Annotated in this window: 23 protein-coding genes; 18 read left to right on the top strand and 5 right to left on the bottom strand. The window is 47.8% G+C overall.

Annotated elements, in window-relative coordinates:
• Nucleotides 1-258 precede the first annotated feature (258 nt).
• Entirely contained in the window at nt 259-1377 is a 1119-nt protein-coding gene (locus tag ACUUJN_RS22740; RefSeq protein ID WP_023990388.1) for a slipin family protein, read from the top strand.
• Between the two features lie 62 nt (nt 1378-1439).
• Here the strand turns inward: ACUUJN_RS22740 and ACUUJN_RS22735 are convergent, their stop codons facing one another.
• Nucleotides 1440-1853, bottom strand: a complete 414-nt coding sequence (locus ACUUJN_RS22735; protein WP_023990387.1) for a chemotaxis protein CheW — start codon at nt 1851-1853, stop codon at nt 1440-1442.
• A 275-nt stretch (nt 1854-2128) separates the two neighbouring features.
• On the opposite strand from ACUUJN_RS22735, the gene deoR reads away from it, so the two are divergent.
• The 14 genes from deoR (at nt 2129) to ACUUJN_RS22665 (ending at nt 15836) form a co-directional block, all read left to right on the top strand.
• Complete coding sequence (gene deoR, locus ACUUJN_RS22730) at nt 2129-3064, top strand: DNA-binding transcriptional repressor DeoR (RefSeq protein WP_023990386.1); 936 nt, start codon at nt 2129-2131, stop codon at nt 3062-3064.
• A gap of 209 nt (nt 3065-3273) precedes the next feature.
• A complete protein-coding gene (gene deoC / locus ACUUJN_RS22725; protein ID WP_484668956.1) occupies nt 3274-3936 on the top strand; it encodes a deoxyribose-phosphate aldolase in 663 nt (220 codons plus the stop codon).
• A gap of 30 nt (nt 3937-3966) precedes the next feature.
• Nucleotides 3967-4362, top strand: a complete 396-nt coding sequence (locus ACUUJN_RS22720) for a cytidine deaminase (protein ID WP_023990384.1) — start codon at nt 3967-3969, stop codon at nt 4360-4362.
• A gap of 75 nt (nt 4363-4437) precedes the next feature.
• Complete coding sequence (locus tag ACUUJN_RS22715) at nt 4438-5616, top strand: NupC/NupG family nucleoside CNT transporter (RefSeq protein WP_023990383.1); 1179 nt, start codon at nt 4438-4440, stop codon at nt 5614-5616.
• Nucleotides 5617-5645: 29 nt separating this feature from the next.
• The gene (gene deoB, locus ACUUJN_RS22710; protein ID WP_177235832.1) at nt 5646-6830 is read left to right on the top strand and encodes a phosphopentomutase; all 1185 of its coding nucleotides are present in this window, start codon (nt 5646-5648) and stop codon (nt 6828-6830) included.
• 91 nt (nt 6831-6921) lie between these two features.
• Nucleotides 6922-7629 carry a purine-nucleoside phosphorylase gene (gene deoD / locus ACUUJN_RS22705; protein WP_023990381.1) on the top strand — a complete coding sequence of 236 codons (708 nt, stop codon included), beginning with the start codon at nt 6922-6924 and terminating at the stop codon, nt 7627-7629.
• A 32-nt stretch (nt 7630-7661) separates the two neighbouring features.
• Entirely contained in the window at nt 7662-8963 is a 1302-nt protein-coding gene (locus ACUUJN_RS22700; RefSeq protein WP_025722513.1) for a pyrimidine-nucleoside phosphorylase, read from the top strand.
• 134 nt (nt 8964-9097) lie between these two features.
• The gene (locus tag ACUUJN_RS22695) at nt 9098-10147 is read left to right on the top strand and encodes a leucine-rich repeat domain-containing protein (protein ID WP_484668955.1); all 1050 of its coding nucleotides are present in this window, start codon (nt 9098-9100) and stop codon (nt 10145-10147) included.
• 120 nt (nt 10148-10267) lie between these two features.
• Complete coding sequence (locus tag ACUUJN_RS22690; protein WP_484668954.1) at nt 10268-10456, top strand: hypothetical protein; 189 nt, start codon at nt 10268-10270, stop codon at nt 10454-10456.
• Nucleotides 10457-10572: 116 nt separating this feature from the next.
• Complete coding sequence (locus tag ACUUJN_RS22685; RefSeq protein WP_484668953.1) at nt 10573-11256, top strand: hypothetical protein; 684 nt, start codon at nt 10573-10575, stop codon at nt 11254-11256.
• Between the two features lie 355 nt (nt 11257-11611).
• Nucleotides 11612-12676, top strand: a complete 1065-nt coding sequence (locus ACUUJN_RS22680; protein ID WP_023990376.1) for a sulfate ABC transporter substrate-binding protein — start codon at nt 11612-11614, stop codon at nt 12674-12676.
• A gap of 78 nt (nt 12677-12754) precedes the next feature.
• Nucleotides 12755-13588 carry a sulfate ABC transporter permease subunit CysT gene (gene cysT, locus ACUUJN_RS22675; RefSeq protein ID WP_484668952.1) on the top strand — a complete coding sequence of 278 codons (834 nt, stop codon included), beginning with the start codon at nt 12755-12757 and terminating at the stop codon, nt 13586-13588.
• 79 nt (nt 13589-13667) lie between these two features.
• Entirely contained in the window at nt 13668-14543 is an 876-nt protein-coding gene (gene cysW / locus ACUUJN_RS22670) for a sulfate ABC transporter permease subunit CysW (protein WP_013312030.1), read from the top strand.
• A 162-nt stretch (nt 14544-14705) separates the two neighbouring features.
• A complete protein-coding gene (locus ACUUJN_RS22665; protein ID WP_484668951.1) occupies nt 14706-15836 on the top strand; it encodes an aminotransferase class V-fold PLP-dependent enzyme in 1131 nt (376 codons plus the stop codon).
• Nucleotides 15837-15921: 85 nt separating this feature from the next.
• On the opposite strand, the gene phnE (ACUUJN_RS22660) is transcribed toward ACUUJN_RS22665, so the two are convergent.
• From phnE (ACUUJN_RS22660) to ACUUJN_RS22645, 4 genes are all read right to left on the bottom strand, one after another.
• Nucleotides 15922-16719 carry a phosphonate ABC transporter, permease protein PhnE gene (phnE, locus tag ACUUJN_RS22660; protein ID WP_446675594.1) on the bottom strand — a complete coding sequence of 266 codons (798 nt, stop codon included), beginning with the start codon at nt 16717-16719 and terminating at the stop codon, nt 15922-15924.
• Entirely contained in the window at nt 16716-17570 is an 855-nt protein-coding gene (phnE, locus tag ACUUJN_RS22655) for a phosphonate ABC transporter, permease protein PhnE (RefSeq protein WP_034095097.1), read from the bottom strand. Before phnE (ACUUJN_RS22655) ends, phnE (ACUUJN_RS22660) begins: the two co-directional genes overlap by 4 nt.
• Nucleotides 17567-18337 (bottom strand): phosphonate ABC transporter ATP-binding protein, encoded by a 771-nt coding sequence (gene phnC, locus ACUUJN_RS22650; protein ID WP_023990372.1) that lies wholly within the window; start codon nt 18335-18337, stop codon nt 17567-17569. Before phnC ends, phnE (ACUUJN_RS22655) begins: the two co-directional genes overlap by 4 nt.
• A gap of 133 nt (nt 18338-18470) precedes the next feature.
• Nucleotides 18471-19439 (bottom strand): phosphate/phosphite/phosphonate ABC transporter substrate-binding protein, encoded by a 969-nt coding sequence (locus ACUUJN_RS22645; RefSeq protein ID WP_025722520.1) that lies wholly within the window; start codon nt 19437-19439, stop codon nt 18471-18473.
• A gap of 252 nt (nt 19440-19691) precedes the next feature.
• Here ACUUJN_RS22645 and ACUUJN_RS22640 point away from each other — a divergent pair, with 252 nt between their 5' ends.
• The 3 genes from ACUUJN_RS22640 (at nt 19692) to thiD (ending at nt 24262) form a co-directional block, all read left to right on the top strand.
• On the top strand, nt 19692-21602 hold the full coding sequence (locus ACUUJN_RS22640; protein WP_341056729.1) for a bifunctional 2',3'-cyclic-nucleotide 2'-phosphodiesterase/3'-nucleotidase: 1911 nt from the start codon (nt 19692-19694) through the stop codon (nt 21600-21602).
• Between the two features lie 246 nt (nt 21603-21848).
• Nucleotides 21849-23255 (top strand): hypothetical protein, encoded by a 1407-nt coding sequence (locus tag ACUUJN_RS22635; RefSeq protein ID WP_053326126.1) that lies wholly within the window; start codon nt 21849-21851, stop codon nt 23253-23255.
• A gap of 197 nt (nt 23256-23452) precedes the next feature.
• Nucleotides 23453-24262, top strand: coding sequence for a bifunctional hydroxymethylpyrimidine kinase/phosphomethylpyrimidine kinase (gene thiD / locus ACUUJN_RS22630; protein WP_484668950.1), 810 nt, complete (start codon nt 23453-23455; stop codon nt 24260-24262).
• The last annotated feature ends 154 nt before the right edge of the window (nt 24263-24416 follow it).

Raw genomic sequence — 24416 nt, 5'->3', positions numbered from 1 at the left:
CTACAACAAATAAAAGTGAAAAATCCTCATTTTAAAAATGTGTGTTTACTATAACATGCGAATCAGCGGAGCGGTCCATTTTGAATCTGAAGAAGCGTTAGCGTTCGCCTTTGCAGTGGAATTCCTACCTTTGAATGTTTTATGTAATTGAAGGAATTCCACTGCAACAGCGATCGGAAGATCAAATGGAACGTGAAGCCGCTACACGCGGAAATGTACATTTTTAAGTTGAGGATTTTAAATACTAGGAGTGATACGATGTTTAAGAAGATAACGATTAAATCTGATGAGCGAGGGTTGCTGTTCAAAAAAGGAAGCTACCACAAGTTGTTGCACCCAGGAACTTACCTATTGAAAACATTTCAGCAGGAAGCAGTTGAAATTTTGAATGTAGCCGAACCTTTTTTTGTACCTGATCATGACATTCGTTTGTTTTTGACAGATCCCCTATTGCTTGAGCAATTGAATGTCATTGATGTAGAGGACCATGAATATGTGTTGCATTATGAGGATAATCGATTTGTGGAGCTACTGACGGCAGGGAAATATGCTTTTTGGAACATGCTCAAGAAACATCGTTTTGTTCGTGCAGATACTCGGCAGCCTGCGATTGATAAGGCATTGGGGCAAGCATTCTTGTCCAAGACACCGGGCTTCTGGAAGGCACTTCAGGTGGGCAGCTATGAATTGGGATTTTTATATTACGATAATGTGTTGCAGGGTGAGCTGAAACCGGGCAAATATTATTTCTGGATGTCCACAGTGAATACAGAGATCAAAACGATAGATATGCGACAACAGCAGATGGACCTGATGGGACAGGAAATCATGACAGAGGACAAAATCACGCTGCGCCTCAACTTCGTCTGTCAGTACCGTATCATCGACCCGTTGCGGGCGTTGGAATTCCGGGCATACGAGGAACAAATGTACATTATGCTTCAACTGCTGCTGCGCGAATATGTTGGCACGATGAAGCTGGATGATTTGCTGAAAATGAAGCAGGAGATTGCGGAATATGTTTTGACTCGACTGAATGAGCAGAGCGGCGAATATGGAGTGACTTTTACGTCAGCAGGGGTGAAGGATATTATTTTGCCGGGGGATATCAAGGATATTCTGAATACCGTGCTGTTGGCAGAGAAGAAGGCACAGGCCAACCTCATCACACGACGTGAAGAGACGGCATCCACTCGTAGTCTGCTCAATACGGCCAAGCTGATGGACGAGAATGCCACCCTCTTTCGTCTTAAAGAACTGGAATTCATGGAAAAAATCTGCGAGAAGATTGGCACGATTTCGCTGACTGGCGGGAATACGTTGCTGGAGCAGCTGAACACGCTGGTTCATATGAAAGAGGGGCAGGGACTCCAATAACTGAAAATACTCCCGAACGATGAGTGTAAGCGGGCTCAAGGTTCGGGAGTATTTTTTGCTTTTTAGTTCGTCTTGGTGGATGCAAGAAAAGCGTCCATATCGATCACCGGAATGAGGGTACCCTGATGCTCCATCACTGTAGGGAACAACTCGCGTTGCCACTCTTCCTCATTGCTTTGTAGCTGACTGTCCTCAGCAGAAGCTGTGTCTTCCACCTGATCGACAAGCAGAGCAATCTTCGCACGGCTGAGCAAAATCATTTTGTCCTCGGCGGAATCGCTTGATGCAGGAAGAAACAGCTTTTTGCGTAAATTAAGGATCGTAAATACGTTGCCGCGAATAGTCACCATTCCTTCATGCCACGCCTCGGAAAAGGGAAGAGGCGTTCCTTTTTTGGCATTCATGACTTCTTCTACTTCCACAAAGTTTAACGCGAACTTTTTGTCCGCCAGACTGCACACAATAAATTCAGACATAGCAATTCTCCTTACATATTCAGATAAGCCATCACAGGTTGTGAATGAGCGGTAAAATGGGTTAACTATTGCGTTTTGACAGATGGAACGATAAAGTTGAGGATGCGGTAAAGTAGTTGTAGTTAATCACAGAATATCACAAACGAGCAGTTAAATCTTCCAAATTAACAACTATACGGCCAAGGCGTGGCTTCAAGTTTCCCTTCATATATAATGTTTGGGACTAAAGCTGTGTCCGCTGGCACTACATTTTAAGATAAGCGGGTTGAGGTAGAATGGATCATGAAAAGCAGCGATTAAGTATCGAGGCAGCCAGATTATACTATCTAAACGACTACAGTCAGCAAGATATCGCGGTCAGACTCGGGGTTTCGCGTCCTACGGTATCGCGGTTACTGCAGGCTGCCAAGGAACAGGGATACGTGCGGATCAGTATTGTGGACCCGATGGAGGATATGGACGCGCTCGGAGAGCAGGTGAAGAAGAAGTACGGACTGGATACCGTGTTAGTCTGTTATTCGCCGTTAAATGAATATCAGGAGATCAAGAAGCATATTAGCAAAAAAGCAGCCGATTATTTGCATGAAACGGTACAGGATGCTGATATTATTGGAGTGACATGGGGAACAACGATGCATGCCGTAGCGCTTCATCTCCAGCAAAAGCAGGTCAAGGGAGTTGAGGTGGTTCAGCTCAAAGGAGGCGTGAGCCATTCGCATGTCAACACATATGCCGTGGAAACCGTGAATTTGTTCGCAGAAGCCTTTCATACCATAGCACGGTATTTGCCGCTGCCTGTGATTTTCGACAGTCACGCCGTTAAGAAAATGGTCGAGGAGGATCGGCATATCCAGCGTATCATTGAACTTGGCAAGCAGGCGAACATCGCTGTGTTTACGGTGGGTACGGTCAAGGAGGATGCATTGCTGTTCCGATTGGGCTATTTTAACGGGGAAGAGCAGAAGCTACTGCAAAGAATCGGCAAGGGCGATATTTGCTCGCGCTTTTTTGACGCTGAGGGCAACATATGCAGTCAGGAAATCAATAGCCGTACCGTCGGGATTGATTTGCCTGATTTGCGAAAGAAGGAGAAGTCCATTCTCGTCGCTGGAGGCCAGCGTAAAGTGGAGGCCATTCGGGCATCGCTGCGTGGCAAGTATGCGAATATCTTGGTGACAGATCAGTTTACGGCACAAGCACTTTTACAATAGAGCAAGTCGTTCTCAATCCAGCAAAATACACGGTTATGGCGTTTCCCTACAGGGTAATATGAATTGTAGGTGACGCCTTGCGCATAAGCTTGAACATAATTTCAAAATGTGTTTTACATATGTTCAAAGGCGTGCTATGATGGTCTCATCACAGAGAAATAAAGGACTTTTGTCTTCACACTATTTATCTAATGAAGGAGCTTTTAGATATGAACATTGCAGCATTAATCGACCATACATTGTTGCGTGCAGATGCGACGAAGGATGAATTTACGAAATTGACTACCGAGGCAAAAAAATATCAGTTTGCTTCTGTATGTGTGAACCCGACGTGGGTAGCTTATGCAGCAGAACAGCTCGCAGGCACAGGAGTAGCTATCTGTACAGTTATCGGTTTCCCGCTGGGAGCGAGCACGTCCGCAACGAAAGCATTTGAAACGAAAGATGCTATTGCTAACGGTGCGACTGAAATCGATATGGTTATTAACATAGGCGCTTTGAAGGCACGTGATGTACAGCTCGTCGAGCAGGACATCCGTGCGGTCGTGGAGGCAGCTGCCTGTACACTGGTAAAAGTGATTATCGAAACATGCCTGCTAACAGACGAAGAGAAGGTACTGGCATGTGAGCTGTCCGTCAAAGCGGGAGCGAATTTTGTGAAAACCTCGACAGGCTTCTCAACAGGTGGAGCTACTGCGGATGATGTGGCTTTGATGCGCAAAACGGTAGGACCTGAGATTGGTGTCAAGGCTTCAGGCGGTGTACGCAGTTTGGAAGACGTGCAAAAATTAGTAGAAGCTGGCGCAAGTCGGATCGGTGCAAGTTCCGGTGTGAAGATTATCGAGGGCGAGCAGTCTACATCTTCCTACTAAGTTTATTTTAAAGTCATGGAGGGATTCGCGATGAAGGATCAATTGATTCAGAAAGCGCTTGAGGCGCGTAAACAGGCATACGTTCCGTATTCGAATTTTCAGGTGGGTGCTGCGGTTCTCGGAAGCGATGGCACGATTTATCACGGATGTAATGTGGAAAATGCCTCCTACGGCTTATGCAATTGTGCAGAGCGGACAGCGATTTTCAAAATGGTATCCGAAGGCTGCCGTCAAATTGATTCGATTGCGATAGTAGCTGATACGGAAGGGCCTGTGTCTCCATGTGGGGCCTGTCGTCAGGTTATTTCCGAATTTGCTCATCAAGATACCAAAATTTATCTGACAAACCTTCATGGCAACACGGAAGAGTGGACGGTGGATCAATTACTGCCGGGTGCTTTTCGACCTGCGGATCTGGGGAAATAAAAAAAAGAATGCCTCTTTGGAGCGCATTCTTTTTACGGGGAATGTAAGCGCTTAATGTAATGAGGGGGAAATTAAATGAAATATGTAATCGCTCTGGTGGGACTGCTCGTTGTATTTGCACTTACTTACGTTGCCAGCAGTGACAAGCGTAAAATCAGGTATCGTCCGCTGATAGTTATGGTTGTTCTGCAAGCAGCGCTTGCTTTCGTATTGCTGAATACAGGAATTGGCGAATTTCTGGTCAAAGGCTTTGCAAAAGGTTTTAATAGTCTTTTGGCATATGCAACTGAAGGGATTAACTTTGTTTTTGGCGGAATTGCGAATGAAGGAGCAGCACCGTTCTTTATCGGTGTACTGCTGCCAATCGTGTTTATATCTGCGCTGATTGGTATATTGCAATATGTAAAAGTGTTACCTTTTATTATTAAATATATCGGGCTTGTCTTGAGCAAAGTAAACGGAATGGGTAAACTGGAATCCTACAACGCTGTAGCTTCGGCTATCTTGGGTCAATCCGAGGTGTTTATTTCCGTTAAGAAGCAAATTGGTCTGCTGCCAAAACATCGGTTGTATACACTGTGTGCGTCTGCGATGTCTACGGTGTCCATGTCGATTGTGGGAGCTTACATGCAAATGTTAAATCCCAAATATGTGGTCACAGCTTTGGTATTGAACCTGTTCGGCGGCTTTATTATCGCTTCCATTATTAATCCGTACAAGATTGAGAAGGAAGACGATTTACTGGAGGTTCAGGAGGAAGAGAAGCAGTCCTTCTTCGAAATGCTCGGGGAATATATTATGGACGGTTTCAAGGTTGCTATTACGGTAGCTGCAATGCTGATCGGTTTTGTGGCGTTGATTGCCATGGTTAACGGGATTTTCTCTTGGTTGTTTGGAATCAGCTTTCAGGCGCTGCTTGGATATGTGTTTGCGCCTTTCGCTTTTGTCATGGGTATTCCGTGGAACGAAGCCGTTCAGGCGGGCAGCATTATGGCTACCAAACTCGTATCCAACGAATTCGTGGCTATGCTTGATCTGACCAAGCAAACAGGCTTGTCGGAGCGCACGGTCGGGATCGTATCGGTATTCCTCGTATCCTTTGCTAACTTCTCATCCATCGGTATCATTTCCGGGGCTGTGAAGGGTTTGCATGAAAAACAAGGAAATGTGGTGGCCCGCTTTGGTCTGAAGCTGTTGTACGGGGCAACGCTGGTTAGCGTGCTGTCGGCAACGATTGCAGGGTTGTTTTTGTAAAAAAAACAGCGAGTTAGGAAAGGATTTTTATGATGTCTAAATTCAAACGAATTCACTTGGTGGTTATGGACTCGGTTGGTATCGGCGAAGCGCCGGATGCTGCCCAGTTTGATGATTACGATGTAGATACACTCGGTCATATTGCCCGCGAACGCGGTGGTCTAAAGATGCCGAATATGGGTAAGCTCGGTCTATCCAATATTCGTTCCATAGAAGGTGTGGAAGCGGCCGACAAGCCGCTTGCGTATTACACTAAGATGCAGGAAGCGTCCAATGGCAAGGATACGATGACGGGTCATTGGGAAATCATGGGCTTGAATATTGCTGTTCCTTTCCGTGTATTTCCTGATGGGTTCCCGGATGAGCTGATTCAGCGCATTGAGGAGCACACAGGCCGCAAAGTTATTGGCAATAAGCCGGCCAGTGGAACGGAAATCATGGATGAGCTAGGCGAAGAACACGTGAAAACTGGAGCGCTCATCATCTATACCTCGGCGGACTCTGTGCTGCAAATTGCGGCGCATGAGGAAGTTGTACCTTTGAAAGAGCTCTATGAGATTTGCGAGTTCTGCCGTAAAATCACGCTGGAAGATCCGTACATGCTGGGTCGCATTATTGCACGTCCGTTCGTAGGCGAGGCAGGGAACTTCTCTCGTACCTCCAACCGACATGATTATGCGCTCAAACCGTTTGGTCGCACCACCATGAACGAGCTGAAGGATGCAGGTCTAGATGTGATCGCCTTGGGTAAAATCTCCGACATTTATGACGGTGAGGGTGTGACGAAGGCGGTGCGTACGGTGTCCAATATGGACGGCATGGATAAGCTGGTGGCTACGCTCGATGAGGATTTCACCGGATTAAGTTTTCTGAATTTGGTGGACTTTGACGCTGTATACGGTCACCGTCGTGATCCGCAGGGATATGGTCAAGCCTTGGACGATTACGATGCGCGTCTGCCAGAGGTTTTTGCCAAAATGACCGATGACGATCTGCTAATCATCACTGCGGACCATGGGAATGACCCGACGTATCGGGGAACGGATCACACCCGCGAATATGTACCTTTGCTGGCATATTCCCCGCGTTTTACAGCTGGGGGCAAGGAGCTTGCAGTTCGTAAAACCTTTGCTGATATTGGAGCGACCGTGGCGGATAACTTTGGTGTGAAATTGCCTGAACATGGAACGAGCTTTTTGGCAGAGCTTCAGTAATCAAGGACCAGCAAGAGTACAAGCAAGATTACTAGTAACGATATAAATAACAATACAAGCATGGACAAATGGGACGGAGGAATAAAAAAACATGAGTGTACACATTGGAGCCAAACCCGGAGAAATTGCAGAAACGATTTTGCTGCCAGGAGACCCGTTACGGGCTAAGTTTATTGCTGAAACGTATCTGGAGGACGTGACCTGCTACAACGAGGTACGCGGAATGCTCGGATTCACGGGGACGTACCAAGGCAAACGCCTATCTGTACAGGGAACTGGGATGGGGCTGCCTTCCATCAGTATTTATGTCAACGAACTGATTAGCGAATATGGTGTGAAAAACCTGTTCCGCGTGGGTACATGCGGCGGAATGAAGGAGCATGTGCACGTTCGTGACGTCATTTTGGCACAGGCATCCTGTACGGATTCCGGCATGAACCGCCATATCTTTGGCGGCTACGATTACTCGCCGATTGCCAGCTTCAATCTATTGAAGGGCGCTTATGATCGCGGTGTTGCCAAAGGCCTGAACATGCATGTCGGCAATGTATTCAGCTCAGACAGCTTCTACCGTGATGACAAATCAGTGGTACAAAAGCTGATGGAATACGGCGTGCTGGGTGTAGAAATGGAAACTTCGGCTTTATACACGTTGGCAGCCAAGTTTGGTGTAAACGCACTGACGATTCTGACGGTAAGCGATCATTTGCTGACGGGGGAAGAAACGACCGCAGAAGAACGGCAAACAACTTTTAAAGAAATGATGGAAGTTGCACTGGATACAGCAGTATCTCTGTAAACGATCATACGCACAGTGAGGAGAAATGACATATGAGAATGGTAGACTTGATTGAGAAAAAACGTGACGGAAAAGAACTGAGTACAGAGGAAATTAATTTTATTATCCAAGGCTACACTCAGGGTGAAATTCCTGATTATCAAGTCAGTGCATTGGCGATGTCCATTTTCTTCAAAGATATGACTGAACGCGAACGCGCTGATCTGACAATGGCGATGGTTCATTCGGGTGATACCATTGATCTGTCCGCGATTGAAGGTGTAAAGGTCGATAAGCATTCCACTGGCGGTGTGGGTGATACGACAACGCTGGTACTGGCTCCGCTCGTAGCGGCCTTGGACATTCCGGTAGCCAAAATGTCAGGCCGCGGCCTCGGACATACCGGAGGAACGATCGACAAGCTGGAAGCTATTGCAGGCTTCCACGTCGAAATCAGCAAGGACGAATTTGTGGATTTGGTGAATCGCAGCAAAATTGCGGTCATCGGGCAAAGCGGCAACCTGACACCTGCGGACAAAAAGCTGTATGCCTTGCGTGACGTTACAGCGACGGTCAACTCGATTCCGCTGATTGCCAGCTCGATTATGAGTAAGAAAATCGCTGCTGGCTCCGATGCCATCGTGCTTGATGTAAAAACAGGTGCAGGGGCATTTATGAAAACCGTAGATGATGCCAAAGCACTGGCACATGCCATGGTGAGCATCGGTAACAATGTGGGTCGAAAAACGATGGCAGTCATTTCCGATATGAGTCAACCGCTGGGTCTGGCCATCGGTAACTCGCTGGAAGTGAAAGAAGCGATTGATACGCTGCGTGGCGAAGGACCAAAAGATCTGGAAGAGCTGTGTATGGCTTTGGGCAGTCAGATGGTGTTTTTGGCAGGGAAAGCAGAATCCCTCGAAAACGCCGAAGAGAAGCTCAAAGAAGTCATTCGCAATGGCAAAGCACTGGAGAAATTCAAAGAGTTTATTGCAAATCAGGGCGGTGACGCTTCTGTAGTGGATCATCCTGAACGCTTGCCGCAAGCGCAATATCTTATTGAGGTGCCTGCGAAGCAGGACGGTGTGGTAGCTGAAATCGTGGCTGACGAAATCGGTACCGCAGCGATGTTGCTTGGAGCAGGACGTGCGACCAAAGAATCCGAGATTGATCTGGCTGTCGGCTTGATGCTGAACAAAAAGGTCGGGGATGCTGTTCAAAAAGGCGATTCACTGGTTACTATCCATGCGAACCGTGAAGATGTAGCCCAAGTGCTGGAGAAAATCTACGCCAACATCCGTATTGCGGATCACGCGGAAGCGCCAGTGCTAATCTACGGAACAGTGACAGAGTAAGCGATAAGCCATATTTATAAAGTCGTGTTGAGTGTCTTTGATCAAGTTTGAAAAATATGACAGCCGGACTCATAATAGATATGAGTTCGGCTTTTTTTATTGTAAGGCCGAGGGTTGCACAGAGGGGGAGAGACATGTTCAGATTATACAGCGATGTCCGGGGAGCAGCCTATGAAAGACTGATTGATTATGCTATGGAACGGGCAGACACGTTTATGCTGGGCATACATAAATGGGCGACAGAGGATGAGAATGGAGTGATCGACCAGGATGTCCTGTTCAAGGAATTGTTACAGCAATTGAATCCTTTTATGCTGTCCACACACTCTTATGAGGAAATTAGGGGCATCCATTCCATTGCCTACACACAAGGAACATTTTACCGATACCAGTGTGCGTCCGAGGCAGGGGGATTATTAAAGCAGGCGGCGTCTAGTTTGTTTTCCTGGGTACATCCCCAATTACCTGAGGATTTGTGCTTCCAGAATGCGGAGGGAAGGGATTGGATCATTAACATAGCTCACGAACGAATAGGTGGACTAAACATGGCTACAGAAGAAGCGGATGAATTGGAGAAGCTTATCCCCGGTGTGTTTATTCACAAACCTGAATATCATCAGAATATAGATATTTTTCTGGACGATGCTATTCGGCATCAACCGGATCGAGTAGAGCTTATGGGGTTTGGCTTGAGGGAGATACCGGAACGGATTAGAGAATTGTATTCCCTGAAGCATCTGACTATTTTCGAGCAGGATATACGAACACTACCGCACGCTTTGTTCGAATTGGAATCGTTGGAGTCACTGACGATACAAGTAGCGGATTTGGAAGAGCTACCCGCTGACATTGCCAAGCTGACCCATCTCAAAAACCTGAGGATCAGCTGTGGATGCTATGATCGTCCGGCCCCAGATTTCAAAGTGATTCCCAAGGCGGAGCTGGTATTTCGGCATTTGCCTCCTGAAATCGGAGAGCTGCAACAACTGGAGTATCTGGATATCCAGTATAGCGGAATCCGTACGTTGCCTCCTGAATTACAAAACCTGAAAAATCTACGCTCCTTGAACATTGTGAATGGATTCATCGAATCGGCACCCGATTTTATATATAAAATGACCTGGCTGAATCGCTTCCTTATAGAAGATAAGCCGTTCCATCTGTGCAATCACGGTGACGACTGAAGGAAAGATAAGAAGAGGAGGAAATCAAATGGTGGAGAGGAACGCAAGCTGTACATCAGTATCAAGAATACAGGTAAGCAACCCGTACAATAAAAGCTCAATAGTGCGAATGGATTAGACTTGCAAGAGTCAACGAGCGGGTTTTCCAGCCGAACGTTGCAGCCGGGAGAACGCCACGATCTGGTGTTTGTAAAGCCAGAGGGACAGGATGAAGCTGCAAATGACTCCTTAAAAGAGATGATTTTAAAAGTAAGTACGGACGATGGATCGCAAGGAAACGTTAAAACCTTCGCATATATTACACTGTAAGCTCCTTCCAGAAAGGGCACGACATGCGGTCATTAGTCTACTTATGTTACAATAGAACGGTTGAAGACTTAATGAACAGAATAGGTCAGAGCAGAAAGCAGAAAGGATGACCCGTTGTGCCCAAAAACCATGAATTCGGTAATCAAAAGATGTCACGGAGGCTGTCACTCACAGCCATTTTACTTACACTTACCTTTGTAGCACTTACTGGCTGTGGTCAGGATAAGAATGCTGAAACCATTGATACTGGAAGCAGTACAAGCGTGATCGAGAACGGAGCCGGTGGTAGTCGTAGCGGTTCAGCCCAAAGTGACAAAACAGCGAAAGAGAGCGAGAGTGCAGAAAACAGCGGTACTGATGCACAAAAATCAACTCCTTCAGCTCCATCTGCTTCATCGGATACATCTTCTTCTCCGGCAACCTCCAATCCATCGCAAAATCCATTTGAGGTAGCAGGTATTCAAGATCCTAAAGCGTTTTTGAACACGTTCAAAGCGCTGCAGAAGGCAGTTGCCGACAATGACAAGGAAAAAGTGGCCAATTATATTTTGTACCCTCTGCGTGTTAATGATAGTGAAAAGTCGCTAACGATTCCGAATAAGAAAGATTTTATGGCCAAGTATGATCAGATTTTTACGGACGCAATTCGCGAGGCGCTGGTGAATCAAAAGACAGATGATTTGTTTGTTAATTATCAGGGAGTCATGGTGGGATCGGGTGAACTGTGGTTGAGAAGAGCTACGGACAATCCGAAGCTTTTTGGAGTCTTTTCGATTAATCTTGAAACGGTTGCCAACTAAGTCGTACTTCGTGTGTAAATGACCTCTAAACGGTCGGAAACATATATAATGTTTCTGACTGCCCCCCCCCTAAAGAAAGAAAAGTCCAGATGATACATACCAAAAAAAGGTTTGACATCACTCCTAAACTCTCGTATTATATCCATATAACTCATTAAACAGGTAGGAATTAAAGAATTAATGTATGATCTCGCCATTTTGGCGGAGAACCTCTAGGAACAGCAGGCAGACACTGTCCACGTGACAGGTTTGACCTATCAGGGCTGCATCAGGGAATTCTCCGCTCTTTTTTTGATTATGTCTGTCAATAACAGGCGTAAATGAATACAAATTACATAGAATTCGGGGTGTCTTGATGAAGAGGCAATGGAAAAGTGGACTTATTCTCGGACTATCTTTGGTTTTAACGATTATGCTAAGCGCTTGCGGGGCAAGCAAGGGAGGGACGCAGGCGGATGGTAGCTCTGCTGCCGGTTCCAAGGACGTGGAGTTACTCAATGTTTCTTATGATCCGACCCGTGAGCTGTATGAGGCATATAATAAAGCATTTGCCGCCCATTGGGAGAAGGAGAAAGGGCAGAAGGTTACGATCAAGCAATCTCACGGAGGATCTGGCAAGCAAAGTCGTTCTGTGCAGGACGGACTGGACGCGGACGTGGTAACTCTGGCCCTGGGCTATGATATTGATGCGCTACAGGAAAAAGGACTCGTTAAAGAGGGGTGGCAAAGTAAATATGAGCATAACAGCGCCCCGTACACTTCAACCATCGTGTTACTGGTACGCAAAGGGAACCCGAAAGGGATTAAGGACTGGGACGATTTAATCCGTGGCGATGTGCAAGTTATTACACCGAATCCTAAAACTTCGGGTGGAGCACGTTGGAACTATCTTGCAGCCTGGGCCTATGCGCTCAAGAAGAACAATAACGATGAAGCCAAGGCCCAGCAGTTTGTACAGGAGCTGTATAAGCATGTGCCGGTACTGGATAGCGGAGCACGTGGAGCGACAACGACTTTCGTAGAGCGTGGAATTGGCGATGTACTGATCGCTTGGGAAAATGAAGCACTGCTCTCGGTGAAGGAGCTGGGTGCGGACAAATTCGATATCGTGTATCCGTCGATCAGTATTTTGGCGGAACCACCGGTAGCGGTAGTTGATAAGGTGGTAGATAAAAAAGGTACACGCGAGGTGGCGGACGCATACCTGAAATATTTGTACAGTGAAGAAGGGCAGACCATTGCTGCCGAAAATTATTATCGCCCAACACTGGAGAGCGTGACGGCAAAGTTCAAGGATCAATTTCCTAAATTGGAGCTCGTGACCTTGAAGGATGTATTCGGGACATGGAAGGAGACGCAGCAGAAGCATTTCAGCGACAAGGGCATTTTTGACCAGATTTATGTACCCGGCAGTTCATAAAATAGGTGGACTGTGTAGGGATTGGGTCGGTAGCCGCAAGTGTCATAGTGAATGGATTCAGAGAGGGATGGACAGAACATGAGTCAAGTGCAAGCCACTCGAAAACGCGTACTTCCCGGGTTCGGGTTAACAATGGGTTATAGTGTGCTGTATCTCAGTCTGGTGGTGCTGGTGCCTTTATCGGCACTGCTTCTGAATTCAACTGGACTGACGTGGGAGAAATTTTGGGACGTGGCGACTGATGTCAGGGTGCTGGCTTCCTACAAGGTAAGCTTTTTGTGTGCTGCGGCTGCGGCGCTGATCGACCTGTTTCTCGGTTTATTGATAGCTTGGGTGCTGGTGCGTTATGAGTTTCCGGGAAAACGACTTTTTGATGCGGTGATTGATCTGCCCTTTGCTTTGCCTACTGCGGTAGCAGGGGTTGCTTTGACTGCTCTGTATGCGCAGAACGGCTGGATCGGTTCATTGTTTGAACCGCTTGGATGGAGGATGGCGTACTCACAGACGGGGATTACGCTAGCATTGATGTTTATTGGCATTCCGTTCGTTGTACGGACAGTGCAGCCGGTGCTGGAGGAGCTGGACAAGGATGAGGAGGAGGTCGCTGCTACGCTGGGAGCTGGCAGATGGCGTATCTTCTGCAGCGTTATTGTGCCGGAGCTGGTGCCACCGCTGCTGACGGGTTTTGCGCTCGCCTTTGCCCGTGGCATTGGCGAGTATGGTTCTGTCGTCTTCATCTCTGGCAATATGCCGATGAAGACGGAAATTGCTCCACTGCTCATAATGTCCAAGCTGGAGCAAAATGATTATGCAGGAGCTACGGCAGTAGCGTTGATGCTGTTGGTAATTTCATTCGTGCTGTTACTCGTGATTAACAGCATTCAGCGCTGGTCACGACGGCGTACTGCCTAAACGCAACTGTCTAATGTGACTATCTAATGTTAACATGCAGGGCTGCGCATGATACCCACGTTCTAAGGAGGGATAGATTATGTCACAAGCGATAACTGGGCAGGAGCTTGCTTCTGCACCAGTGCCTTCATCTGCACCGCCCAACAGGGTCACGACCGAGGCCGCTTGGGTGAAGTGGACGCTGATTGGTGCTGCTTTTTTAGCTTTGCTCTGGGTGCTGGTATTGCCGCTAATCGTCGTGCTTACCGAAGCACTCAAGCAAGGATGGGGCGTATACGTCGAAGCGTTACGGGACCCGGATGCCATGTCCGCATTGCGGTTGACGCTGCTGGTGGCAGCGATAACGGTACCGCTGAATACGGTATTTGGTGTAGCTGCCGCTTGGCTGATCACGAAATTTCAATTTCGCGGCAAAGGCTTGCTGGTCACCTTAATTGATTTACCCTTTGCCATCTCTCCTGTCGTCGGAGGGCTGATGTATGTATTAGTGTTCGGCGCACAGGGCTGGCTTGGACCGTGGTTGGACGAGCATGATATTAAAATTATATTTGCTTTGCCTGGTATTATTTTAGCGACGCTGTTCATCACCTTTCCATTTGTGGCGCGAGAACTCATTCCAATGATGGAAGATCAGGGACAGCAGGAGGAAGAAGCGGCTGTCATGCTGGGCGCGCGCGGTTGGCGCATTTTCTGGAAAGTGACGCTGCCGAACATCAAGTGGGGTTTGTTGTATGGCATCATTTTGTGTAATGCGCGAGCCATGGGTGAGTTCGGTGCAGTGTCCGTCGTTTCTGGACATATCCGTGGAGAGACGAATACACTGCCGCTGCATGTAGAAATTTTGTATAACGAATATCAGTTCTCGGCATCTTTTGCGGTGGCCTCGTTGTTATTGTTACTAGCTCTGGCTACTTTGGTGCTTAAAAGTTGGTTTGGACGCAAACGCGTGCATTAATTTATGATTTTGTATATGATCCCTCAGGGCCTCTCTTTGCGTCTATCGTCTGTTAACGGCGAGAAGATGGGAAGAGAGGCCCTTGTTCTAAGGTGGCTTATATGGATAATAAAATGATCATATCAAGGCACGTTGGTGTGCCCAGGAGGAGCGAAGGGAAAAATGAAACATCCGTTTCAGTCCTACCGTCAGCTGTTTCCAGTGCTATCCTCACATATCCATGTAGGAAGCTGTTCCCAGGGGGCCGTATCGAGGCCGGTTTCCGCTGCCATTGAGGAATATCATCGAAGTTTGCTGCAACACGGTCATAACGGCGATCTGTCTATGGCACGTTTGGAGGAGGCCAGAGGGCATTTTGCCAAGCTCATCGGGGCGGAGTCTGACGAAATTGCGGTCCTGTCCTCAGCCTCTGAGGCGATTGCTGGGGTGGCTACAGCCCTTCCTTATGTACCGGGAAAAGAAGGCATTGTGTATGCGGACACCGACTTTCCGACGGTGGGACACATCTGGCAGGCACAGAAGATGTTCCATGATCACATCTGCTGTATCCCCTCCATCGAGGGAGAAGTGACGATAGAGCAGTATGAGGAGCATGTTACGGAGAAAACTGCGCTCGTTATGGTGTCACAAGTGAACTATACCAACGGATTTCAGCAGGATTTAAAATCCATTGCAGATATAGCACACCGAAATCAGGCGTTGCTGTTTGTGGATGCTTATCAGTCTGCAGGGATCGTTCCAGTGGATGTTAAGGCAATGGGCGTAGATATTTTGGTCGCGGGAGCACGCAAATATATGCTGGGAATTCCGGGCGTGGCTTTTCTTTATGTAAGCAAGGATCGAATAGACCGCTTCAAGCCCCGTCTTACAGGCTGGCTTGGGCAGGAGCTCGCTTCCCGGTTTGATATTGCTCACCCGGTTCCGGCGGCGGGAGCCCGACGCTTTGAGACGGGATTGCCTTCTTTTATTAGCATTTTTGCCGCCAATGCGGCTTTAAAGCTGCTGCTAGAGATCGGAGTCACGAATATTCAGGCCTATATGAGTGAGTTGTTGGATTTTTCCGTTGAATATGGACGGCGCAAAGGGCTACACATACGTGTACCTTACAGGGGAGGCACATTACCAAGCTTGCTCGCTGTTGAAGTAGCCGACGTGTCGGCTGTGGAGAGGAATTTGAGAAGCCAAAATATGATCGTTTCAGCACGAAAGGATGTTATCCGTGTGGCTCCTCATTTTTACAATACGGCTGAGGAAGTCCGACGGGTCATAGATGAATTGGCAGGGAGATGTTGAACGGCAAAAGCCTCTTCCGAGTGAATGGGAGCATAATATGTCCCTTTTTACACAGGAGAGGCTTTTTGGGCGTTTAGAGTTCTAATTATACGATCCGTTTGCGCAGCCAGCCGGAAATCAGATCCGTCAAAATGATCAGAACCACAATGCCGAGCAAAATAACGCCTACACGGTTCCAGTTGCGCATTTGGAGTGCAAATAGTAGCGGAGTACCGATACCACCTGCACCGACCAGACCGAGCGTGGTAGCAGAACGGATATTAATTTCAAAACGGTAAAGCGAATACGAAAGAAACTGTGGAATCACCTGTGGTAGCACGGCGAAGAAGATCACCTGCCAACGATTGGCACCGCACGCGATCAAAGCTTCCTGGGGCCCGTGATCGACACTTTCGATTGTTTCCGAGAAAAGCTTCGCCAGCATGCCGATGGAGTGAATGCCGAGGGCAAGCACACCCGCAAACGAGCCGGGTCCAACGGCTTTGATAAACAAGATGGCGACGATCATTTCGGGAAATACCCGGATGACACTAAGCACAAATTTCCCGCTACCCGATAAGGGACGCAGACGGGTCATATTGCTGGACGCCCAAAAGGCGAACGGAAGGCAGACAAATGCGGATACGAAGGTTCCGAGCACTGAAATGACCAGCGTATCCAGCAACCCGCGCAGCAAATCCTCTCCCTCAGGGATGTAGACGAACGACCAGTCGGGATGAAGGAAGCCGTCCAATATAGCGATAGAGACGCTTTTAGCCGTCCCCTGTAATCCTTCAAACTGCATCCCGCGAAAAGCCCAAATATAAATGATGATTAGCAGAATAGCTATCGCCCATAGGCGCAGGCGGGAGCCAATAGGTCTGCGAAGCGTAGGATCATTCATAATAATTTCCTCCGTAGCAGGTTACTGCCGTAATCAATCGCAAGGACGATGACGAGGGTCAGTAGAATAATGATGCTTGCCCGATCATATCGGAACAGCCCCAGAGAACGGTCAAGCAACAGACCGATACCGCCAGCCCCGACCAGGCCCAGAACGGAAGCCGCGCGTACATTAACCTCAAAGGTATACAGCAAGTACGACACAAAATAAGGAAGAGCCTGCGGAACCACACCAAAGGCGATGACTTGAATGCGGCTCGCGCCAACAGCGGTCATGGCTTCCAGCGGCCCGGGATCAATGGCTTCAATCGCCTCAAAGGTCAGCTTGGCTATGATGCCAAAGGAGAAGAAGAGCAGGGCGAGCATCCCCGCAAACGGCCCGATGCCGAACACCGCCACAAAGATCGAGGCAAACAGCAAATCGGGAATCGTCCGTACTAGATTCAGGATCGTGCGCATCGGGAGCGAAATCAGTTTGCGCGGCATCACATTATAGGCACACAGTAACGCGACAGGGATCGCCAATATGGCTCCCAGTGTCGTGCCAACAATGGCGATCTGGATCGTTTCCAGCATCGGTTTCCAGATGGTAGGCAAGTAGCTCCAGTCGGGTGGAAACATTTCCCCCAACAATTTGCCCATCTCCGGCAAGCCGACGATCAACTGGTACGGTGTGGCATCCGTATGAATGGAGCAGGCTACCAGCACCACGATAAAAATCATCCAGGTGGCATAACGTTTGTAACGTCCTGGCAAAGGTGGCCCTGCGGGCGTCTTGCCAGGCTGCGGCGGTCCAGCATGCGGTGACGGTTGTGTCGAAGAGAGCGGCTGGGCAGTAGAGTCGGGCTTCATGATCCCACTCCCAGCAACTCATCATGCTTGATGGCCCGGCCGTAGATCTCCGCAAAGGCCTCATCCGTAGCCTCCTCCGGTGTGCCGTCAAAGACCACTTCCCCGGCGCGCAATCCGATGATCCGCGTTGCATATTCGCGCGCGAGATCAATGAAATGCAGATTGACGATGGTCGTAATCTGCATTTCACGGTTGATCCGCTGAAGGTCATCCATGACCTGGCGGGTGGTCAGCGGATCCAGCGATGCGACAGGCTCGTCCGCCAGAATGATTTTAGCCTCCTGCGCCAGAGCACGGGCGATGGATACGCGCTGCTGTTGGCCACCGGACAGCTCATCTGCCCGGCTGTAGGCCTTTTCGCGGATGTTCACGCGCTCCAGCGCTGTTAGTGCCAGTTCGATATCTTCCTTCGGAAAGAGGCCGAGAATGGTTCGCAGCGTTGAATGATAGCCGACGCGGCCGGAAAGTACATTGCGGAGCACCGTCGAACGCTTAACCAGATTGAAACTTTGAAAGATCATGCCGATATCACGGCGAATGCGCCGCAGCTCGCTGCTTCCAGCAGACGTGACGGACCTGCCACCCACGACAATGTCGCCGGACGTAATGTCATGCAGTCGGTTAATGGAACGCAGCAGGGTAGACTTACCTGCACCGGATAAGCCGACAATGACGACCATTTCTCCCTCCTGAATCGTCAAATTAATATTGTTCAACCCTTTGGTGCCGTTCGGGTATGTTTTCGATACGTTACGGAATTCGATCATATGCTCCCAACTTTCTCCCCCGATGGGGTGGAATGAAAACAACACCGCCATGAATACATGGACGGTGTTGCCCTGTCATTCGTAAAGCCTGTTTCGTAGCTGTTACTTCATTACAGTATCTTGTTTGCTCCGATTACTTAACCGCTTGACCAACGGCTTCGGCGTATTCACGCACGGAGTCGAAGTTTTTATCGTCGCCCTTTTCATAACCTACATGGGTGTAAATCTCTTTAATGATTTCGCCGCCTGCAGGATCTTTGGCGATGTCAATAAAGGCTTGGCTGATCTTGTCTCTCCACGCTTGATCCATATCAGAACGTACGCTGACGGTGTCATTTGGAATTTTAGCTGTGTAATGAATGACGCGAGTTTTTTCAAATACATCCGGAATTTCCTTCTTCACCGTGTTACGTGCATCCTGGAAAACAGCTACCGCATCAACTTGACCGTTCAGCAACGCCAGAATAGCAGCATCGTGGCCTTTGATTGTCACACCCTGCACATCCGTGTCGGGGTCCACGCCAGCTTTTTTTAGCTCTGCTGCAGGGTACACGTAGCCTGCGGAGGAGGTTACATTTTGCCAGCCAACCTTCTTGCCTTTCAGATCAGCTAGACTTTGAATCGGAGAATCCTTTTTCACCACGATCATTGCTTTATAAAAGTTTACTTTTTCAGTCGTGTCCTTGCCTGTAGCATCTTCAATTCCGTAGCGTTGAGCTTGCAACAGCAAGTCGGCTGCTTTACGGTTATCGTGGGCCAGTACATAAGCATTCGGCGGAAGGAATCCTACATCTACCTGTTTGGAAGACATGGCTTCCACAATCGTATTGTAGTCAGGAGATACAGTTACTTTCACCGGGATCCCAAGCTTGTCACCCAGTAGATTTTCGAGCGGTTTGGCTTTGGCTTCGAGCGTATCTGCATTTTGAGAAGGAACGAACTGTACCTTTAACTCCTTAGGAACATAGGCTGTGCTTTCGTTTTTAGAGCCATCTGTACCCGGAGTGGACGCGCTGTTGTTATTGCTTGCATTGGAGCCACAAGCGGCTAGACCCGCTGCCAGTGTGAAAGTCATGCACAAGGTCAGTGCTTTTTTGAACAAAATAATTTCCCCCTAAACATAGTGATAACGATAATAAAAAACCTGTAAATGCTGTGACAAACCAAATCTTAACAGCTAGTCCCGTAGCTAGGGTAAAAACCACTCCTGACTTTGGTAAAAATGATGTAAAATTTATCGTATGCTTAAAACCATTTTCTGGATTTATGCAAAATGCTTGTTTTAACATTCTCTTAACAGTGCTCTGTTAGACTTGTTCAAGCTCTATGACCGAAGCTGAGGGAGAGAACAAGATTGGATATTTTGGATATTAACGAAAAGGCAGACCAGGACAATGTAAGCCTTGTGAGAGTGAAATTCCGCATTATGGTTACAACCGATTTGCATGTCAGCTTGTGGAATTACGATTATTATACGGATCAGGAGACGCTGCATTACGGTCTGGCGCAAACAGCCAGCTTGATTCAAATAGCCCGGGCGGAGGTACCCAATCACCTGCTGCTGGATAACGGAGATGTGATTCAGGGGAATCCGATGGGAGATTATGCTGTACAGCGAATCCAACAGGACCCAAGCGCGGTGCATCCCGCCTATAAAGCTATGAATCTGCTTGGGTATGAGGCAGGCAATATCGGGAATCATGAATTTAACTATGGACTGGAATACTTGCAGACTTGCCTTCGAGGAGCGCAATTTCCTTATGTGAATGCCAACATTTATATAGCGGGAGAACAAGAACGAAATTACTTTACACCTTATCTATTGCTGGATAAGACGGTAGAGGATGAAGCAGGTGGTAAGCATCTGTTGAAGGTGGGAGTCATCGGCTTTGTCCCTCCGCAAATTATGCAATGGGACAAGGCGTGGCTGGAGGGGAAAATCATCGTCAAAGATATGCTGGAAACGGCAAGACGGTTTATTCCACAAATGAAGGCGGCGGGAGCCGATCTCATCATTGCTATGCCCCATGCAGGCTTTGAGGATATTCCCGAAACGCTTGATATGGAAAATGGGGTGCTGCATCTGAGCAGGGTGGAAGGGATCGATGCCATTGTGTTTGGTCATGCACATAAAGTATTTCCCGGACCTTCGTTTATGGGGAAAACAGGTGTTGATGTAGAGCGAGGTACCATCCACGATATCCCAGCAGTGGAGCCGGGCTTTTGGGGGGATCATCTGGGTTTCATTGATCTGGAGCTGACCTTTAGTGGAGAGAAGTGGCAAGTGGCTACATCTGCTGCCGAGGTACGCCCGGTGTATGATCCGATACGCAAGGAAGCGCTGGTACAACCGGATACTGCCATTCAGCTGGCGGTAGCAGAAGAGCACGCCGGAACACTGGAGTATATTCGTGCACCTGTAGGTCAGACGACGGTGGCGGTGAACAGCTTTTTTGCTCAGGTGATGGATGATGCTTCGGTTCAGCTGGTGAATGATGCGCAAATGTGGTATGTGAAGCAGCAGATGCAAGGGAGCGAGCACGAAGGATTGCCCGTTCTGTCGGCAGCAGCTCCTTTTAAAACAGGTGGCAGATATGGCCCATCGTACTATACCCATATTCCGGCGGGGACGTTGGCGATCAAGCATATCGCCGATCTGTACAATTTTCCGAATACGTTGCATGTCGTTCGGCTGACCGGAACGGAAATTCGGGAATGGTTGGAGTGGTCTGCTGGACAATTCCAGCAAATTGATCCTTCAGCAGAACAAGAGCAAGAGCTGATTAATTCTGATTTTCCAAGCTTTAATTTCGATATCATCGACGGCATCAGGTATCAGATTGATGTAACACAGCCAGCCAGATATGATGCTGACGGGGGCCTAAAGGACCCAGATGCACACAGAATCATTCAGATGTCTTTTGATGACGAACCGATGGATATGCAGCGAAATTATCTGGTTGTTACGAATAACTATCGCGCGTTTTCCTCTCCGCTGGTCAATCCGGGTGGAGAGCGAATTATACTTGCTTCACCGGATGAGAACCGTCATGTGCTGACTGAATACGTGCGGCATATGAAGACGTTGACGCCAAAAGCTGATGGCCATTGGTCCCTCGCCCCATGGTCAGGGCGTCCGCATGTGACCTTCCTGACCTCACCGCAAGCAACGGATGCCGCTAATGCCTATTCGGAGTTGCTTTATGAAGGGTTAACGGTAGAGGGATACGCTAAGTTTGCCCTCGATTTCGGACGTTCACGGTAAAACTGCTAACTTGTTTTTGTCCTATAAGTCCACAGCATCAAAATAATAGAAAAAGACTGTCCCACAGAGGACGGTCTTTTTTCATAAAACAGTTTTAAAATCGTACAAAATTCGTGATTTTATATGTCCTGAGTCGTATTTAAAGTTATTGACCTCTCGTATAAATAGACATATACTTTGATTAAACAAATTTTGGTTTAAAAGGTAATGAAAAAGTCACCATCATTCGTTTGAGGGGGTGTCCCTTTGGAAAAAAACACCACGATCCGCGCAGAAATAGAAAAGTATATTCAAAGTGAAGGCATTTCAATGCAATGTTTTGCAGATGCTTCCAAGGTAAATCCGGGTACACTTAGCGGTATACTTAACCGGAACCCACCACGGCCGATCTCAGTCAATCAGCTGGATTTGATTACCGAGGCCATGGGATTGGAAGAAGGATCTTTGTTCGAGATGTATGTTGATGAATGTTTTATTCATTCCTTACCACACTGGAGAAGGTTGCGTCCGTTTCTCCTGCGTTGCTCAGAGTTGAACAAGCTGGAGTGTATACGCAGTGTACTTGGCTATTTGATGGACGATTTATCGAACGTTCCTGCTATTTTTGAGACCGCAGAAGCGATGTTTGAGGATGGCAGACATGAAGCTTCCATGCTTCTGTATGATTGTGTCATCGAGAGTGAAAAGTATACCCACTCTGAACGATTGGCGATCAGCTATTTCCGTATATTCCAGATTCAGATTAAGGATAACCAACGGAACTTGAAGGCTGCTGTACAATTCCATTTGTACCGTAGTCGTCTACCGGAAATTTACGCACTGGAAGGCTTACATATGCTATCTCAAGTGTTTGCTTTAAAAATGCAATGGTCCGAGATGGAAATGTATGCGGACGAGCTGAGAGAGCTGGCGCAGGCATTGTATCGCAATCGGAACCGTTTTGGAGATGAGCACCTGGAGCTACTTAAGCCGCTCGTTTATTACTATGCTCAGGGGCATCTGCTCAAGGCCAGTTGCTATGAGTTTCAGGGCAGATATGAGGAATCCAAGCAATGGATTGAGGGTTATGCAGATTTGAGCTGGTTTGAGGGTTTAGACGAAGAAGGCTGGAAAGTGGTCAACCTACATCGTGTATATGCACAGGGCAACCGACTTTGTATTGAAATTAAAATGGGCAACACTTCTGCAATCTATGAATATATTACTTACCTACGTGAGCATCCGGATGAGACACTGGAAGGCTTGAACACCTTGCTCGAATCGGCGAACCGGTTCGGTTATTTCGTGGATGCCGAACTGGGACTGTTTAGTCAGCAACTCAAGAGTTTCTGGGAGCTTGCACCGGAACGATGGGACACTCATTATCGCAAGCACTTTAATGCATTTCGCTTTGCATCCTTTTGTAAGGTGTTTGCAGAATATTATTTCCGAAAAGGCGATTACCCCGAGGGAGTGGGACAAACACTGCATTGCTTGCAACTGTCTGTCGATAATAGCTATACCGAACATATCATTGGTTGTATGGCTTTATTTGAGCAGCACCGGAATTTTGCTACACCGGAACAGCAGCAGTTGTATCAGAGTCTGTGCTTGGGCGTACGTGCAAATGAAAAGAATCATGCCTATGATCACAGTACTGGTGGGTATTTCTAATTCTAAATTCCATTCGAATTCTTCATATAACACGTTATTGCGAGGATGTTCCTGTTTCAAAAGGGGATGTTCTCGTTTTTTAGCTACTGTCGTCGCCTGTGACTTTTAGCATAGAGAGGACCGTTTTGCGCGTTGACAAGTTTCGCGAGCGGGATTAGGATAAATGCAGCACAGAAAGTGAAGGAGAGCATGTACAAATGACGATTCCCAAAACATTAACGATAGCCGGCTCCGACACAAGCGGTGGAGCGGGTATTCAGGCAGACCTGAAAACCTTTCAGGAGCTTGGCGTATATGGCATGACCGTATTGACAACCGTAGTAGCGATGGGTCCTAAAACCTGGGATCATCTTGTATATCCTATTGCGTTGGATGTGGTAGAAGCGCAGCTGCGTACTGTATTGGAAGGTATCGGTTTTGATGCGATGAAAACTGGTATGCTTGGTTCCGTTGAAATTATCGAGCTGGTAGCCAGCCATTTGAAAAAGCATGATCTGAAGCGGATCGTAATTGACCCGGTCATGGTCTGCAAAGGCACGGATGAAGTGCTCCAGCCGGAAAATACAGAGGCGATGCTGGAATTGTTGATTCCTGGCGCTGACCTGGTAACACCGAACTTGTTCGAGGCTTCGCAACTGGCGAAGAATGGACCGATCACGACACTGGAGCAGATGCAGGAAGCGGCTGCGATTATCCATGAGCGTGGAGCTAAGCATGTACTGATCAAGGACCGTGGCAAAATTCGCGCAGGTAAAGCGATGGATCTGCTATATGACGGAATCACTTTTGACTGGTTTGAAGCCGATGTTGTAAAAACAAACTTTACCCACGGTGCAGGCTGCACCACTTCGGCAGCGGTAACGGCTGGTTTGGCTCAAGGGCTGACTGTACGTGAAGCAGTGGATCAGGCCAAGAGATTCATTACACAGGCCATTGAAGGTAGCTTCAAGCTGAATGAATTCGTCGGTCCGACTTTGCATGCGGCACATCGTTTGCAAAATCAATAAAGCATAAAGGTCTGCGATCTTAGAAAGACTTATAAATCTCCATTAGGCTGAATATATATTAGATTGTTTTAGACCATGACTTTTTTGATATATAGAGTTAGATGAGGCTCAAGAGCCGCAATACATGGTATTGCGGCTCTTGAGGTTGTATTTT

It is taken from the genome of Paenibacillus sp. LRG-1 (assembly GCF_057220305.1).
Note: the sequence above shows the minus strand (reverse complement) of the source record. Positions and strands in the feature narration are given on the sequence as shown.